Source organism: Endozoicomonas sp. (assembly GCF_965196975.1).
GTDB lineage: Bacteria > Pseudomonadota > Gammaproteobacteria > Pseudomonadales > Endozoicomonadaceae > Endozoicomonas.
The window spans coordinates 4748096-4762714 of the sequence record NZ_OZ239981.1; the positions used below are offsets into that span (position 1 = coordinate 4748096).

A 14619-nucleotide genomic window follows, 5' to 3' on the forward strand; every position below is an offset into this window, starting at 1 on the left:
TAACTGGCAGGGAGACGTTCAATCATGGGTGAAATCATTTTTTCATTGTTTATTGGCAGCTTTCTGTCAGGTGTTGGCCTGTTGATGAATAGAGTCTTATATCTTGAGCAAAAAAGACGCAATTCTAACAATCAGCAAAGCATTGATAGTAACAATATTGAAGAAACATCTGTGACAGCACCGGAAGCATTACCGGGCGCACCTGTGGGAAGTGGGTTATGAGTATTTATGCCGCCGGCGTTCTTGTCAGCATTGTTGTATTCGTGTTGATTGGTGCATACGCCGGAATGAAGGTTAAAGGCATTGATGATTATTATGTCTGCGGTCGCAATGCTCCCACGTTATTCATTACCTGCACCTTATTTGCCTCCATGCTCAGTACTAATGGGTTTATGGGGGATACCGCTTTCAGCTACGGTGGCAACATTACCACCATGCTTTTACTGAATACGCTCTGTGCCGGAGGGTATGTGATCGGTGGCCTGTTTTTTGGTCGCTATATTCGCAGGGCTATGGTTAATACCATGCCCACCTATTTTTCTCATCGGTTTAACAGTTTTCGTATTCGCCGGCTTGCTGCCATGATTACGGTAGCCTCCCTGTTCGCTTATCTGATCAGTGTTCTACAGGGCACCGGCCTGCTGATGGAAACATTAACTGGTTACAGTCGTGTAACCTGTCTTTTGATTGCCTGGGTCGGCATTACCCTGTTTACCTTCTATTCCGGTGCTCGTGGAAGCGTATTAACAGACACCGTTATGTGCCTGTTCTTCCTGGGCATCACGATTTTTGCCGGGCCTTATGTATTTGAAGCCGCAGGTGGTCTTGAGAATCTGCTTGATACGCTGGCCCGTAATCCAGAAACGCCACCGGGACTGCTGGATTACCACGGTAACCCTCGTGGTGGCTCCGAGTTTGATATGGTGTTTTACGGCATCACCATGGGGATTATCTGGCTGGTAACCGTCGCCGTCAGCCCATGGCAGGCGGGTCGAAATCTGATGGCGCGAAATGAACATGTGATTCTACGCTCCAGTGTGATGATGGCGCTGCTGACGGTAATTTTTCTGCTCTACCTGTACCTGATGTCCATCAGTGTCATTCCTGTGAATCCAGCGATGGATCAGCCTGAAAAGGTCATGATCTGGGCGGCTATGGAACTGATGCCTCCGCTGGTGGGTGTAGCTCTGCTCGCGGGTATTCTGACGGCGGGCCTTACCTCTGCATGTACTTTCCTGTCGGTGGTGGGCTTCAGTCTGTCCAGCGATATTCTGAATATCAAGTTTGCCAGTGAGAAATCACAGCTTCGCTTTACCCGTGGGATGATGCTGCTGGTCAGTTTGCTGTCACTGATGATTGCCAGTATGGATATGGCCAGTATCCGTGTCATTGCCTGGTTTGCCAGCACGATCATCGCGGCATCCTGGGGTTACGTTGCTTTTGCCAGTGTCTGGAGTAAGAAGTTGACAGAACGTGGCGCTTACCTGGCCATGGCGGGCGGTTTCTTTGGGTATATGGTCGCTAAGCTGCTTAAAGAGCTGGCCGGCGTGCCATTGGTTAATCTTTTTGATCCTTTCTTTATTGGCGTAGCCATCAGCATTGTGCTGGGTATCTGGGGCTCAAAAGGCCAGACCAAGACCATCGAAGAGATTACTTACCAGGACAAAATTCACCAGATACCCGCATCAGAAACGGTGGCGGCAGAGTATGTCAGAAGTCGCTACTACGGGTGGATTATGGTGGCTGCCGGGGTATTGGTTTCGACCTTTCTTATTTATTACTGGGCGATCCCATATAACGCGCTTGTGAATCAATGAGCGGTTTGGCCCAGATAAGTTTCATCAATAAATGGAATTGCACTGTCAGGTGCATATCGTTAGAAGTGAGGGGACACCATGTCCGAAGATAAATTTGATGTAATCATTGTCGGGGCAGGACTTGCCGGTTGCATCAGTGCGTACCTGTTAGCCAAGGCCGGTCTGGAAACACTGGTCATTGAACGGGGTAATTTTCCAGGGTCAAAGAATGTGACCGGTGGTCGTCTTTATGCCCACAGTATCGAGAAAATCTTCCCCAACTTTGCTGAAGAAGCACCAGTTGAGCGCTGCATTGTCCATGAAAAAGTCTCTTTTATGGATGGCAGCAGCAGTGTGACGCTTGACTATGCAAGCCCTGAAGCCGCAGATCCAGGCAGTCGCTCTTATGCTGTGTTGCGTTCAAAGTTTGATCAGTGGCTGGCAGAGCAAGCTGAATCTGAAGGTGCCAGCATTGTTCCGGGTGTTCATGTTGATGACCTGATTGTTCGCGACGGTAAGGTCTGCGGTGTTATTGCCGGTGGCGAAGAGATGGAAGCCGATGTCGTGCTTCTTGCCGATGGCGTGAACTCCATGCTGGGCCAGAAGCTGGGCATGGTGACCGGTGTAAATGCACACAACACCGGTGTGGGTGTTAAGGAAGTCATTGAGCTGAGCCGCCAGCAGATCAACGATCGTTTTGGCTGCATGGATAATGAAGGTGCTGCCTGGCTGTTTGTTGGCTCACCTTCTGATGGCCAGATGGGTGGTGGCTTCCTGTACACCAATGAAGACAGCGTTTCTCTGGGGCTGGTGTTTGGTCTGCATAACATCGACAAGGTCAGCAAAAGCATTCCTCAGATGATGGAAGACTTCAAAAATCATCCAACCGTTAAGCCGCTGATCGCTGGTGGTAAGACCGTTGAGTACTCTGCCCACGTTGTACCGGAAGGTGGTTATGACATGGTGCCGAAGATGGTGGGTGATGGCGTTCTGATTGCCGGTGATGCCGCAGGTCTCTGTCTGAATATTGGCTTTACCATTCGGGGAATGGATCTGGCCATTGCCTCCGGTGAAGCGGCTGCCAATGCCATCATCAAGGCTAAAGAGGCGGGCGACTTCAGTGAAGCAGGCCTGGCTTCCTACAAAACAACGCTGGATAACAGCTTTGTGATGAAAGACCTTCAGCTCTATAAGAAGGTTCCCGGCTTCCTGGATAACCCAAGAATGTTTAACCAGTATCCAACCATGATGACCGGCATCATGAAAGACCTTTACACCATGAACGGCACTTCTGCTCCACTGCGGAAAATTGTGATGCCTCACCTGAAGCAGGCCGGTTTCATGAACCTGATCAAAGATGGCTTCAAGGGAGCGACTGCGCTATGAGCGAGAAGGTCAATGTTGATGTAAAGCTGGGCATTAACAAATTCTTTGTTGATGAAGGTAATCCGCATATCGAACTGGTCGAGAATCCGGATCCGGCAGAATTTGCCAAGCTGGAAGCTGCCTGCCCTGCTGGCCTTTATAAGCGTGACGAAAATGGCAATATCCATTTTGACTCCGCTGGCTGCCTGGAGTGTGGTACCTGTCGTATTCTCTGTGGTGACACCATTATCAAAAAATGGCACTACCCACAGGGTACCTTTGGTATTGAGTTCCGCTACGGCTGAGTAATTTTAAAACGCTACGCGCCTCCCGCTGCCTGTCGCCCGCAAAAGCCAGGATAACCTTCGCTTATACGGGAAGCGGGCAGCGGGTGACGGGCAGCGTTTTTTTAAGGGAGTTATCGTAATGCCCTGTTATGAGTTTGAAGGACTGGTGCCGGTGGTAGACCCTACTGCCTATGTCCATCCAACCGCGGTATTGATTGGTGATGTGATTGTCGGGCCGGGTGTTTATATTGGCCCTGTTGCCAGTCTGAGAGGCGACTATGGTCGCTTGATTCTGGAGGAGGGTGCCAACCTTCAGGATGGCTGTGTGATGCATGGCTACTGCGATATGGACACGGTTGTCGAACGTGATGGACATATCGGCCATGGCGCTATTCTTCACGGTTGTGTCATCCGTCGAAATGCACTGGTTGGCATGAACTCGGTAGTAATGGACGGTGCTGTGATCGGGGAAGAGAGCATTGTAGCGGCCATGAGTTTTGTGAAAGCTGGCTTTCAGGGTGAAGCAAGACAGCTTTTGGTTGGTTCACCGGCCAAACCGATTCGTCAGGTGTCTGATCAGGATATGCACTGGAAAGGCTTGAATACCAAAGAGTATCAGGATCTGGCCATCCGCTCTGGCAAAACCATGAAAGAGGTGATGCCACTGGTTGAAATGGAGTTGAACCGACCCCGGCTGATGGGTACCACCGATGTGAAGCCTAAAATTTCTGCCTGATCATTATCATGTACTCCCTTTCATGGGGTAAAGATTGAACCACAGAGATCACAAGAGAAAAGAAAAGCGCTTCTTCACTCTCTTTGTGGTTCAACAATAAGTCCCTGCAGTATGGCCAGACTGGTTGTCATTGGTCCAAAAGCTTATACAACCCACAGAATCTCCGAATGAATAAAGTTGATGTTTTGAGTCGGTTGTCTGAAGAGATGACAGCCGCTCTGCACTGTGCGCCACAAGTATCAGGGCAGGAAATATGCTGTGACCCGCTGCAGCAGATGCGCAGCGACTATGAGAAAGGTCGGGCTTTCTGGAATGAAGGCGGCCCGCAAATGCATGAAATCAACGAGCTGGATGTCGAATATGAAGGCGGTCATGTAAGAACAAGGCTCTACTACCCAACCCAAAGATTACAATCACCGGCACTGATTTATATTCATGGTGGCGGTTTTATTGTGGGCAGCATGAATACCCATGACCGAATTATGCGGATTCTGGCTGAAGCATCCGGAGCCGTTGTGATTGGTATTGATTATACCCTGTCACCTGAAGCGAAATATCCTCAAGCCATCGAAGAGTGTGTTGCCGTAAGTCAGTTTTTTCTGAAGCATGGTCATGAACATGGCATCGATTGTGAAAACATGGGGTATGCCGGAGACTCTGCTGGAGCTTATCTGTCACTGGCCAGTTATCTCTGGCAACGTGATGCTGGAATGGATATCGGGTATATCAAATGCCTGTTGCTTTATTATGGACTCTACGGCCTTAAAGACTCTTGTTCTCGAAAACTGTACGGCGGTGAGTGGGATGGTTTGACGAAAGAAGATCTAGAGTATTATCAGGAGATGTATCTGAACAGTGATAAGGAGATAGACGCTGCTTACTACTGCCTGTTCAACAATAACTTATCTGAAAATATTCCTCCCAGTTTTATCGCGTCCAGCGAATTTGATCCTCTTCTGGATGACAGTGAAGCACTTTATAAAATCTTCGAAAGTCATGGAATAGAGTGTGAATACAAAATGTACCCGGGAACCCTTCATGCTTTTCTTCATTACTCAAAAGTGATGAACGCATCCAATCAGGCATTGTCTGACGGGGTTAACTATTTTCTTCAATGTCTGAAGTATCAGTAATAATTTCCTGCAATAGCGTCTGTTTTTCCATTGAAGGGCTTTTGCAGTATGGGGAGTGAACTATTAATAACATCGAGTGTGTAATCTTCGACTGTGATGGAACACTGGTTGATAGTGAGATTCTGTGTAACCAGGGACTGGTCAATGTGTTTTCCCGCTATGGTGCTCAAGTCACGCTGGAAGAGTGTCTGATCAAATACAAAGGCGGGAAGATGGTGGAGATCCTGACGGCCATCTGCGGTGATTATCACCTGTCTCTGGATCTGGATGAGCTGGAGAAAGAGTATCGGGAGGAATTACGTCAGTTGTTCGATAAGCATCTGATGCCGGTGGAAGGTGTTCCCCAGATGCTGGAGAAGATCCGGTTGCCCGTATGCGTAGCGTCCAATGGCCCAGCGAGCAAGATGGAACATACCCTCGGGCTGACTGGATTGCTGCCACGATTTGAGGGAAAACTGTTCAGTGCCTTTGATGCCAATTGCTGGAAGCCCGATCCGGGATTACTGGCTTATGCGGCCAAAGGCATGGGGGTTAATCTGGCAAACTGTGTACTGGTGGAAGATTCCGTACCTGGCGTGATGGCAGGCATCAATGCTGGTATTCCTGTTTTTCATTACTGCAGGGATGAGCATGCTGAACCGGTTGATCATCCTCTGGTGATACGGTTTTGTGATATGACTGACTTGGCAGACCTGATAACGAGCTCATCGTTTTTACCGGAGAATGCATAGTCGACTTTCCTGCCCTGCTTTCTTAAAAGAGTGCTAATCTGCCGACTTATAGTAAGTTATATACTGATCACACTACTTTTAACGATTGATTAAACAGGCGAAGAATGAAGTTTATTAACCGCTGTGTCATTACCTTGAAGCCAAAAGCAGAGTTCATTGATTGGGTGAAAAGCCTGAATGTTGAGCTTCCTGAGACGTGGGACTTTGAAGGTGGCGCTTATCTTTTTGATGAGCATGAATCTGAAGAGAGTCTGGTTGATGGCGTCAGTGAGGAAGCACGCTCAATTCTTGAGAATGAGTTCTCTGTGTGGACTGAGGATGAAGACAAGTGGCCTAAGTCGAGAGACTTTGCCACTCTGAAGCAACTGTTTACCCTGCATATTGCGGTTGCTGGCTTTGATCTTGGTAAGGAACCGCTGCTAAGAGCTGATGTTGCTGACTTGGTCTAAAGAAAAGGCCATTATCAAACGACATCGGGATGAGGTAATGACCAGTGGCTGTGTCGGCATAACCACTGGCCTTCATGCTCTTGAAGTATGTAAGTAACCCGAAGTGGTGAGACACTGATTTTTTCTCCGGTAATCTTATCCAGACAGGATGACTCGGCATAAGCCGATAGACAGACTAGAGACTGATCCTGAAAGGCAACCGGGTGATGGTATTTAAGTAACGGGTTGGCGTATTTTTCGGCAAGTGCGTGAAGGTACTGAGTGTACTGTCGGGTTCCACGAAGTTCTGTGTTTCCCTGAATTGGGAAGTAAACCCTGCTCTGGCTTGGGTGCTGAAGAGACTCAAGCCCATCCATATCAACGGATTCACTGTAACTGACCCGGCTGTTCAAAGCATCAAGGAATGGGGCGATACTGACAGAGTCCAGTCTTGCTGAATGACCAGTAGGCTCGGGTTGAGGTCTTTGGGGGACAGGGTCGACCGGGAATTGGGTTGCCTCCGGCCAGGCTTTGCTGAGGTGGCCATGACGGATTTTCAGTTTGCCCTGATGTTCAACAAGGTAAAATGTTAGCCTCAAGTCATCATCTTTCAGCCTTAAACCATTCTTGAATTGAATATCACGTTTAAAGCGGCAGGCGACCATCATGGCTTTACCGTTTCCGAAGCTATCGAGTGGATCCAGCTGAATATCGATGGACTCCCGCTCTTTAAAATAGCGCCCTGACCGCTTATGCAAATCATCCAGACGGTTGTAATCATCACTTTCGGTGATACCCCAGCCTGTGATGTCATCAGGCATATTCAGTTCCAGAACCTGATCTTCACTGCCATTGAGCAGACAGTCCCTGAATTCATTGAGAAAGTTAACGACTAATGACATAGCTCCGCACTTGATTTGGCTGAGAGAGATGAAGTTTAGACCAGTGAAACAAAAGCGTTTGGTTGAAGGGACTGAATATAGAGAGGTAGGAAGTGATGGTTGTGATTAACGACTATCACAACCATTTGTTTTCAAAGAGGAAGTATTAGTTTCCTCTTCTTTCAGAAAGCTCTTCCATCCTTGCCTGCAGCTTTTCATAAGCAGTAGGTACAACGATAGAGTCCAGTGATGCTCTGGCACTGAAAACGTCCATCATAGGCATTGACACTGGCTTTTCCATACCATGTCTTTCCATGGCCTGAGCAGCGTAGTCCAGATCAGCTGAAGCATTAGCGCTAAAAAGAATGACTGAAGAAGTTGCGATAGCAAAAAGTGTCTTTTTCATTATTGTTCTCCATGGAAACTCGGCGAATTAATTCCAACCCATTTTTATTAAGGGTTTAATTAATAGTGAAGTTGTATAGTGGGAAAATAACAAGAAAATGAAAGTTCGAAGTGATTATTAATGACAATAAGAAATAACTAATTAATCTATTGTTTTTTTAATTATTTGATTTAATCAGGTTTTCATCAATTTTATTTGTTGTTTCAGTCTATTGCACATATTCAGGATGCTGTAACCATCACATCAAGAAGTGTTCCTTATCTGGCCAGAAGTGTCATAATTTCAACACTTTTCTGATTATTCAGTTATTCTTCCTCCCTGTTTTCAATGGCTGCTCATACAGTATTTCTGTTTACTTGTGCAGCCTGTTCCTGTTCGAGACGTAAGGGAAAGTAATGGACAATAGCCGACAGGCTTTATTCAGGCTTCATATCGCCATTTTGTTGTTTGGTCTTTCAGGGCTGTTTGGCAAATTACTGCCTATCGATCCTGGCTGGATTGTTCTGGGAAGAACACTGATTGGAAGTGCCATTCTCCTGTTAGTTCTAACCTTTAAGGGGGAAGTTCGACAGATGTTTGTACCCCGTCAGTGGCCAGTCAATATGGCGCTGGGTGGTATTCTGTCTATACACTGGATGACTTTCTTTCAGGCCATTCAGGTTTCGTCGGTAGCCATTGGTTTGCTGGCATTTTCATCATTTCCAGTATTTGTAACGTTGCTTGAGCCTGTGCTGTTTAAAGAGCGATTACGTATGCTGGATGTATTGACTGCCAGTGGGGTCGTAATCGGTCTTTTTGTCATCTTCCCCCTTTCGTCTTTCGGCTCTTTATTAGGAGAAGGGGTGTCAGGGACTGTACAGGGGCTGGCATGGGGGATCTTCAGCGCCTTTTTGTTTGCCATCCTTTCTCTGGCTAATAGAAACCGTATTCAGAAAACGGATGCGATGGCACTGACTTGTCTACAGAATATTGGGGCTGTTATTACTACCGCTCTTATAATGCCAAAGGCAGGTGTTTTTACGATGCTTGAGTATTGGCCAGAGTTCCTTACGCTCGGTATTCTCTGTACGACAATTCCGTTAATGCTGTTTTTAAGCAGCCTCCGTTATCTGAAAGCCCAGTTGGTGAGTCTGGTGACCTGTCTTGAGCCAGTTTATGGCATTGTGCTGGCAGCGCTTCTTCTCTCAGAAATCCCTTCTGTAAGAACACTGGCAGGAGGTGTGGTTATTCTTGGTGCAATTACGGTTGGCAGTTTGTCCAAAGAAAAGAGTCAGCCTTGTTGATTCAATAGCCATGCGCTTTGATTGTCTTTATCCTCCGCTTTTTTGAATTTGGAAGTGAGTGGACAAAGGCATGATCGAAGCGCCTGCTGAAACCCTTGATATTATCTATCGGGACCAATGGCTGGTGGCCATCAATAAACCCTCCGGCCTGCTGGTTCACCGCTCCATGATTGATCGTCATGAAACCCGGTTTGCCATTCAGCTGTTGAGGGATCAGATAGGTCAACATGTGTTTCCCCTTCATCGACTGGATAAGCCCACATCGGGTGTGCTTGTTTTTGCCCTGTCATCCGAAGTTGCCAAACTGTCGGGTGTGCAGTTTACGGAAGGCCTGATCCGTAAAACGTATCTTGCCATCGTTCGGGGCTATGCGCCTGAATCTGGTGTTATTGATTATCCACTGAAGGAAAAGCTGGATAAAATAGCCGACCGAAAAGCCCGTAAGGATAAACCCGCGCAGGAAGCTGTGACCGAGTATCGCCGACTGGCAATCGTTGAGCTGCCAATTGCAATTGATCGCTACCCCTGCAGTCGCTATTCACTGGTGGAGACTAAGCCCATAACTGGGCGTAAACATCAGATTCGTCGGCATATGAAGCATATTGCCCACCCAATTATTGGTGATGCCAAACACGGTAAGGGAAACCATAACCGATACTTCGCTGAACATTTTGGTGCCGACCGTTTATTGCTTCATTGTTCCAGAATGGAGATGCGTCATCCGGTTACAGGGCAGCCCCTCTCCTTATATGCCCCTGTAGATATTGTGTTTGATCAACTTTTGGCGCGATTTGGCTGGACAATATAAGAAGGCAGTGAATAAATATCCTTTTTTATCCGATTGAGATAGTTCAATGAAAAAAGTTATTTCTGGAATGCTGGTTTCACTGGCACTCTTGTTGGCAGGCTGTGCTTCAACTCAGGAGTCTCAGGATGTAGTGGCTGAAAATTCGGAAGTTGAAGTAACTCGTCAGTTCACCGGTTCAACCATGACCCCCGATCCTGTTATGCAGCAGGTTATGGAATTGAGCAAAGCGGGTGTCCTGACAGATGTTCGCATGACCCGCTCTATTCCTGCCCAGATCACGGCGACTGGACCTGAGAATGTTCTGGCCTGCATCTCTTCCGAAGGGAGCCGCTGGCTGGAAGAACACCAGGAGTGTGAGTTCATGGCAGAAGAAACCTGTACAGAGCTGGGGGGAGAATTTAATCCCTGCGCATCCGCCTGTCGTAATGACCCTGAGGCGATGGCCTGTGTATTAATGTGTGTGCAGGTCTGTCAGTTTTAATCATCAATTCATCTCTTCTCGCAAAGTCAGTTTGACGACTTTGCGGGACACCTTTCTCTTTCTTTAGACATTCCCTTGAAGCGCATGTTTTACATCTGTCCCATTAATGGATAGGTGTTTTTACGAGTTTGATTAAAAATTGTCCAAAAAATATCCTATTCTTGGAGTTTTCTTAAATTTCTGAATTTTATGGGTATTAATTGACGCTGTGTTTTGGTTCTCATTTTTGTGCCCGATAAATACCTATTATATTTTTAATCGAATTACGTATGAAAACACTGCAGCATTTATCCGGTTATGCCTTCAGCAGTTATCAGCTGGGTCTGTTCAGGCAACTGGGAGAATTCAGAGGCCGGCAGCTGGTGACTATCCGTCAGCAACCAGAGGTTCTGGATACGCTTCGTCAGGTTGCGGTACTGGAATCGGTGGAATACAGCAGTCGTCTGGATGGCATTGTTGCTTCCAGAGAGCTGGTTCGTAAGCTGGTGCATAAGGAATACCGACCGACCGCACCGGTTGAGAGGCAGGTTGCTGGCTACCGGGATGGTCTGGAAATTGTGGTTGAACCCGGTGAACACATGACCTTGTCAGTTAGCCTTATCCGCCAGCTGCATGCCATGTTATATGCCCACGTGCCCCATGAAGGAGGGCGCTGGCGGGTTACCAATAAAGAAATTGTCGAGCGGGACAGCAAAGGTCAGAGAATCGGTGTTTTATATCGAACTATGCCAGCCACGGCGATTGCCGGTGCAATGGAGGAAATGGTTGCCTATTACCATGAAGGGCTTCAGCTACAGGTTGAGCCTCTGTTACTGATACCCGCAGTCGTATTGGACTTTCTCTGTATACATCCTTTCAGCGATGGCAATGCCCGAATAGCCTGGCTGATTATGGCGATGATGCTGGCACTTAATGGCTATCAGGTTGCCCAGCTAATCAGCCTTGAGCGTGTGCTGGTACGACATGAGCAGGCCTATAAAAGAGCGTTACAGCTAAGTGTCAAAGGCTGGCATGAAGGGCAACACAACCCGATGCCATGGATCGATTTTTTCCTGAATACCCTGATTCGTGCTTACGATGAGCTTGAAGATAAAATTCATACTCTGCAGTGGCAGGGGAGTCGCGCGCCTAAATCACAGCTGGTGAAGATGGCCATTGAGCAGACCAGTCATGCTTTTTCCATTGCTGATATTTGTCTGCAGATACCGACCGTCAGCCGGGAGCTGGTCAAAAAAGTGGTTCAGCAGATGCGGTCTGAAGGACTGCTGGAGCCAGTTGGAAAGGGGCGTGGCGCCCAGTGGCAAAAATGCAACCGACTGACCGTTGCATGAAGCTCTCTGCTGCCAGTATTTGCAGTGTCTGGCGACGTATTTATGCGTGTATACCTGGTCTGCAGATTTCTATAGGATGGCCTGCTTTTTGACTTACCAATCAGGTTCTTTCTATAGAAATGATCACTATCTACTCTGAGCAGCAGGCGCTTCACTGCAATATTCAGGAAGTACTCAGTGGTGAACTGGTACCCAGCTTTGAGGTCGCTGAGCGAACCGGGATTGTTCTAAAGCATATTACGGCCAGAAATCTTGGGCCGGTCATTGCTCCGAATCACTTTACGGTTGATCTGGCTGCACGGGTTCATACCCGGGAGTATGTGAATTTTCTTCAGCAGGCCTGGTCTCTGTGGCAGGCAGAATTTCCCGAAAGCACTCAGGCGATGCCTTACTGCCTTCCGGTCAGACGGTTTCGTTCTGTCTGTCCAGAGCATATTGAAGGGAAGCTGGGCTATTACTCCTCAGACCTGACCGCAGCCCTTGTTGAGGGTAGCTGGCAGGCGATCTGGGCCTCGGTCGAGTGCGCACTTTCCGGCCAGCAGTTGATTCAGCAAGGTGAACGCTCTGTCTTTAGTCTGTGTCGTCCACCCGGGCACCATGCCAGTCAGGATCAAATGGGTGGCTATTGCTATCTGAACAATGCCGCTATTGCTGCTCAGGCCTATCTGGACAACGGCGGTCAGCGAGTTGCCATTCTTGATGTGGATTACCATCACGGCAATGGCACACAGTCGATTTTCTACGATCGGGCAGACGTGCTCTTCACATCCGTTCATGCCGATCCTGCCTGGGACTACCCTTATTTTCTGGGCTATCAGGAAGAAACGGGAGAAGGTGATGGTAAAGGCTTTAACCTGAACCTGCCTCTGGCCCTGAACAGCCACTGGTCTGACTATGAACCGGCTCTGCAGAAAGCACTGGATAAGATTGCTGCGTTTAAGCCTGATGTTCTGCTGGTATCTCTGGGTCTGGACAGCTACGAGCAGGATCCTATCTCGTTTTTCAAACTGAAGTCGGACAATTACACAACAATGGGCCGCTTGATTGCGGAACTGGGTTTACCGACTCAATTTATTTTTGAGGGTGGGTACGCTGTTGATGCCCTGGGCACGAACACTGCCAATGTGCTTGAAGGGTTTCAAAAGTACGAAGCCTGAAAGGGCTTTAAATAATGGCTGCTGACTTCAGTGGCCTTTTTTATGGGGCAGTCAAAGGACTGTATCACTCTTAACTTTCAACAGGAGTAATGATTGTTGAAAGCATTGATTTCCGGGTTGTTGTCTGTAGCGGTTTCCATCTCTGCCATCTCCACTGGCCATGCAGAAGAGAAGCCACAACTGAATGTTTATAACTGGTCTCACTATATTGCCGAAAATACGGTATCTGACTTTGAGAAATCTACCGGTATAAACGTCACTTATAGTCTTTATGACAGCAATGAAATGCTGGAGGGTAAGCTGCTGGCGGGTCGTTCAGGCTTCGATGTAGTGGTTCCATCCAGTTATTTTGTACCGAATCAGATTAAAGCTGGGGTTTACGAGGAGCTGGATAAAAGTCGTATTCCTAACTGGCAGAACCTGGATCCCATTCTGATGGAAAAACTGGAAGCCTTCGATCCGGGTAACCGTTATACCATTCCCTACATGTGGGGGACTTCAGGTATCGGTTATAACGTTGAGAAAGTGAAAGCGGTGCTGGGTGACGATGCTCCTCTGGATAGCTGGGACCTGATTCTTAATCCTGAGAATGCAGAAAAGCTGTCCTCTTGCGGCATTGCCATTCTTGACGATCCTATGGATGTTCTGGCTTCCATTATGGTTTATCAGGGCAAAGACCCAAACAGCAAGAACCCAAAAGATTGGCAGGCTGCCGGTGATCACCTGGCCAAAATTGTTCCCCACATTCGCTATTTCAGTTCTTCCCAGTTTGTGGATGGTCTGGCCAGTGGTGAAATCTGTGCTGCGATTGCCTACTCTGGCGGCACTCTGCAGGCCTCTGAGCTGGGTAAAAAAGACGGGATTAATATTCGTTATTACATTCCAAAAGAAGGTGCGACCGTATGGTATGACGTTCTTGCCATGCCAAAAGACGCCATGAACAAGGAGAGTGCTTACCAGTTCCTGAATTATATTCTGGAGCCCCAGGTAACTGCTGACATCAGTAACTATGTGGCTTATGCCAATGCCAACCGCAAGGCGACCCCATTGGTGGATGACGTGATGCGCAATAATGATGGCATCTATCCATCAGAAGCGCGGCTGAACTCTCTGTTTGTGGTGAAGTCTCCGGACAAGAAAATTGTCCGTACGGTAACCCGAGCCTGGAACAGGGCGAAAACTGCAAATAAAAGCTGAGATACGTAGTCAATAAAAAGGCCCTCAATTGAGGGCCTTTTTAATATATTGAATTGCTCAGAGCATTCGACGAAGCACATCATGCTCAGGCTTATCGAAGTAACGATGCTTGATGGCAGCCAGAGTGTGCAATACCACAATACCCAACAGAACGTAGGGGATGACTACGTGCATATCATGGAGCCGGCCTGCCAGCTCAGGGTTCTTTTCCAGAAAGCTGGGCATGACCAGATTAAACAGTGGCACATCACGGCCGCCCGCATCAGACATCAGGTATCCGCTTACTGGTACGAGGAACATAAAGAGATAGAGGAGCCAATGCACCAGTGTTCCCAGCTTTCTCTGATAAGCGGGCATACTGTCAGGTAGTTCTGGAACCTTGCTGGCCCAGCGAATCACCAGACGGGCAAACAACAGGAAGATCACCAGAACACCGAAGGACTTATGCCAGTGGTAAATATCGTATTTATAGCTGACGTTGTCTTCTAGACCGACCATATACCAGCCAGCACCGATGATTCCCAGGATCAAAAGACCAACAGTCCAGTGCATCAGGCGCATAAGTATGGGGTATTTATCAGAGTTGCTCATCGGTTTGC

17 protein-coding genes are annotated in these 14619 nt (G+C 47.8%); 14 read left to right on the forward strand and 3 right to left on the reverse strand.

Going from position 1 to position 14619, the window contains the following annotated elements:
* Nucleotides 1-24 precede the first annotated feature (24 nt).
* The 8 genes from ACOCLE_RS21300 (at nucleotide 25) to ACOCLE_RS21335 (ending at nucleotide 6497) form a co-directional block, all read left to right on the forward strand.
* Complete coding sequence (locus ACOCLE_RS21300) at nucleotides 25-222, forward strand: hypothetical protein (RefSeq protein ID WP_419534142.1); 198 nt, start codon at nucleotides 25-27, stop codon at nucleotides 220-222.
* Nucleotides 219-1817 carry a sodium:solute symporter family protein gene (locus ACOCLE_RS21305; RefSeq protein ID WP_419534143.1) on the forward strand — a complete coding sequence of 533 codons (1599 nt, stop codon included), beginning with the start codon at nucleotides 219-221 and terminating at the stop codon, nucleotides 1815-1817. The genes ACOCLE_RS21300 and ACOCLE_RS21305 overlap by 4 nt, the downstream gene beginning before the upstream one ends.
* 78 nt (nucleotides 1818-1895) lie before the next feature.
* The gene (locus ACOCLE_RS21310) at nucleotides 1896-3182 is read left to right on the forward strand and encodes an FAD-dependent oxidoreductase (protein WP_020582001.1); all 1287 of its coding nucleotides are present in this window, start codon (nucleotides 1896-1898) and stop codon (nucleotides 3180-3182) included.
* Nucleotides 3179-3466, forward strand: coding sequence for a 4Fe-4S dicluster domain-containing protein (locus tag ACOCLE_RS21315; protein WP_020582002.1), 288 nt, complete (start codon nucleotides 3179-3181; stop codon nucleotides 3464-3466). Before ACOCLE_RS21310 ends, ACOCLE_RS21315 begins: the two co-directional genes overlap by 4 nt.
* 121 nt (nucleotides 3467-3587) lie before the next feature.
* Entirely contained in the window at nucleotides 3588-4184 is a 597-nt protein-coding gene (gene caiE, locus ACOCLE_RS21320) for a carnitine operon protein CaiE (protein ID WP_419534144.1), read from the forward strand.
* Between the two features lie 167 nt (nucleotides 4185-4351).
* A complete protein-coding gene (aes, locus tag ACOCLE_RS21325; RefSeq protein WP_419534145.1) occupies nucleotides 4352-5317 on the forward strand; it encodes an acetyl esterase in 966 nt (321 codons plus the stop codon).
* 104 nt (nucleotides 5318-5421) lie between these two features.
* Nucleotides 5422-6048 carry a 6-phosphogluconate phosphatase gene (yieH, locus tag ACOCLE_RS21330; RefSeq protein ID WP_419537248.1) on the forward strand — a complete coding sequence of 209 codons (627 nt, stop codon included), beginning with the start codon at nucleotides 5422-5424 and terminating at the stop codon, nucleotides 6046-6048.
* 104 nt (nucleotides 6049-6152) lie between these two features.
* Nucleotides 6153-6497, forward strand: coding sequence for a hypothetical protein (locus ACOCLE_RS21335; RefSeq protein WP_419534146.1), 345 nt, complete (start codon nucleotides 6153-6155; stop codon nucleotides 6495-6497).
* Nucleotides 6498-6511: 14 nt separating this feature from the next.
* Here the strand turns inward: ACOCLE_RS21335 and ACOCLE_RS21340 are convergent, their stop codons facing one another.
* Both ACOCLE_RS21340 and ACOCLE_RS21345 read right to left on the reverse strand, forming a co-directional pair.
* The gene (locus ACOCLE_RS21340) at nucleotides 6512-7378 is read right to left on the reverse strand and encodes a hypothetical protein (protein WP_419534147.1); all 867 of its coding nucleotides are present in this window, start codon (nucleotides 7376-7378) and stop codon (nucleotides 6512-6514) included.
* Nucleotides 7379-7523: 145 nt separating this feature from the next.
* Complete coding sequence (locus ACOCLE_RS21345) at nucleotides 7524-7763, reverse strand: hypothetical protein (RefSeq protein ID WP_419534148.1); 240 nt, start codon at nucleotides 7761-7763, stop codon at nucleotides 7524-7526.
* Between the two features lie 395 nt (nucleotides 7764-8158).
* Here ACOCLE_RS21345 and ACOCLE_RS21350 point away from each other — a divergent pair, with 395 nt between their 5' ends.
* From ACOCLE_RS21350 to ACOCLE_RS21375, 6 genes are all read left to right on the forward strand, one after another.
* Nucleotides 8159-9046: a DMT family transporter gene (locus ACOCLE_RS21350; RefSeq protein WP_419534149.1), complete on the forward strand. Its 888-nt coding sequence runs from the start codon at nucleotides 8159-8161 to the stop codon at nucleotides 9044-9046.
* 70 nt (nucleotides 9047-9116) lie between these two features.
* Nucleotides 9117-9854: a tRNA pseudouridine(65) synthase TruC gene (truC, locus tag ACOCLE_RS21355; protein ID WP_419534150.1), complete on the forward strand. Its 738-nt coding sequence runs from the start codon at nucleotides 9117-9119 to the stop codon at nucleotides 9852-9854.
* Nucleotides 9855-9900: 46 nt separating this feature from the next.
* Nucleotides 9901-10335 (forward strand): hypothetical protein, encoded by a 435-nt coding sequence (locus tag ACOCLE_RS21360; RefSeq protein ID WP_419534151.1) that lies wholly within the window; start codon nucleotides 9901-9903, stop codon nucleotides 10333-10335.
* Between the two features lie 269 nt (nucleotides 10336-10604).
* A complete protein-coding gene (locus tag ACOCLE_RS21365) occupies nucleotides 10605-11666 on the forward strand; it encodes a Fic family protein (protein ID WP_419534152.1) in 1062 nt (353 codons plus the stop codon).
* 119 nt (nucleotides 11667-11785) lie between these two features.
* Entirely contained in the window at nucleotides 11786-12823 is a 1038-nt protein-coding gene (locus ACOCLE_RS21370; protein ID WP_419534153.1) for a histone deacetylase family protein, read from the forward strand.
* Nucleotides 12824-12919: 96 nt separating this feature from the next.
* Nucleotides 12920-14020: an extracellular solute-binding protein gene (locus tag ACOCLE_RS21375; protein ID WP_419534154.1), complete on the forward strand. Its 1101-nt coding sequence runs from the start codon at nucleotides 12920-12922 to the stop codon at nucleotides 14018-14020.
* A 57-nt stretch (nucleotides 14021-14077) separates the two neighbouring features.
* Here ACOCLE_RS21375 and ACOCLE_RS21380 read toward each other — a convergent pair whose 3' ends face one another.
* A complete protein-coding gene (locus ACOCLE_RS21380) occupies nucleotides 14078-14611 on the reverse strand; it encodes a cytochrome b (RefSeq protein WP_419534155.1) in 534 nt (177 codons plus the stop codon).
* Nucleotides 14612-14619: the final 8 nt, after the last annotated feature.

Coding starts and splice junctions, on each gene's coding strand:
- ACOCLE_RS21350 (WP_419534149.1), top strand. CDS start 8,159: ATGGACAATAGCCGACAGGCTTTATTCAGGCTTCATATCGCCATTTTG.
- ACOCLE_RS21370 (WP_419534153.1), top strand. CDS start 11,786: ATGATCACTATCTACTCTGAGCAGCAGGCGCTTCACTGCAATATTCAG.
- ACOCLE_RS21365 (WP_419534152.1), top strand. CDS start 10,605: ATGAAAACACTGCAGCATTTATCCGGTTATGCCTTCAGCAGTTATCAG.
- ACOCLE_RS21360 (WP_419534151.1), top strand. CDS start 9,901: ATGAAAAAAGTTATTTCTGGAATGCTGGTTTCACTGGCACTCTTGTTG.
- ACOCLE_RS21340 (WP_419534147.1), bottom strand. CDS start 7,378: ATGTCATTAGTCGTTAACTTTCTCAATGAATTCAGGGACTGTCTGCTC.
- ACOCLE_RS21380 (WP_419534155.1), bottom strand. CDS start 14,611: ATGAGCAACTCTGATAAATACCCCATACTTATGCGCCTGATGCACTGG.
- caiE (WP_419534144.1), top strand. CDS start 3,588: ATGCCCTGTTATGAGTTTGAAGGACTGGTGCCGGTGGTAGACCCTACT.
- ACOCLE_RS21300 (WP_419534142.1), top strand. CDS start 25: ATGGGTGAAATCATTTTTTCATTGTTTATTGGCAGCTTTCTGTCAGGT.
- truC (WP_419534150.1), top strand. CDS start 9,117: ATGATCGAAGCGCCTGCTGAAACCCTTGATATTATCTATCGGGACCAA.
- aes (WP_419534145.1), top strand. CDS start 4,352: ATGAATAAAGTTGATGTTTTGAGTCGGTTGTCTGAAGAGATGACAGCC.
- ACOCLE_RS21335 (WP_419534146.1), top strand. CDS start 6,153: ATGAAGTTTATTAACCGCTGTGTCATTACCTTGAAGCCAAAAGCAGAG.
- ACOCLE_RS21345 (WP_419534148.1), bottom strand. CDS start 7,763: ATGAAAAAGACACTTTTTGCTATCGCAACTTCTTCAGTCATTCTTTTT.
- ACOCLE_RS21305 (WP_419534143.1), top strand. CDS start 219: ATGAGTATTTATGCCGCCGGCGTTCTTGTCAGCATTGTTGTATTCGTG.
- ACOCLE_RS21310 (WP_020582001.1), top strand. CDS start 1,896: ATGTCCGAAGATAAATTTGATGTAATCATTGTCGGGGCAGGACTTGCC.
- ACOCLE_RS21315 (WP_020582002.1), top strand. CDS start 3,179: ATGAGCGAGAAGGTCAATGTTGATGTAAAGCTGGGCATTAACAAATTC.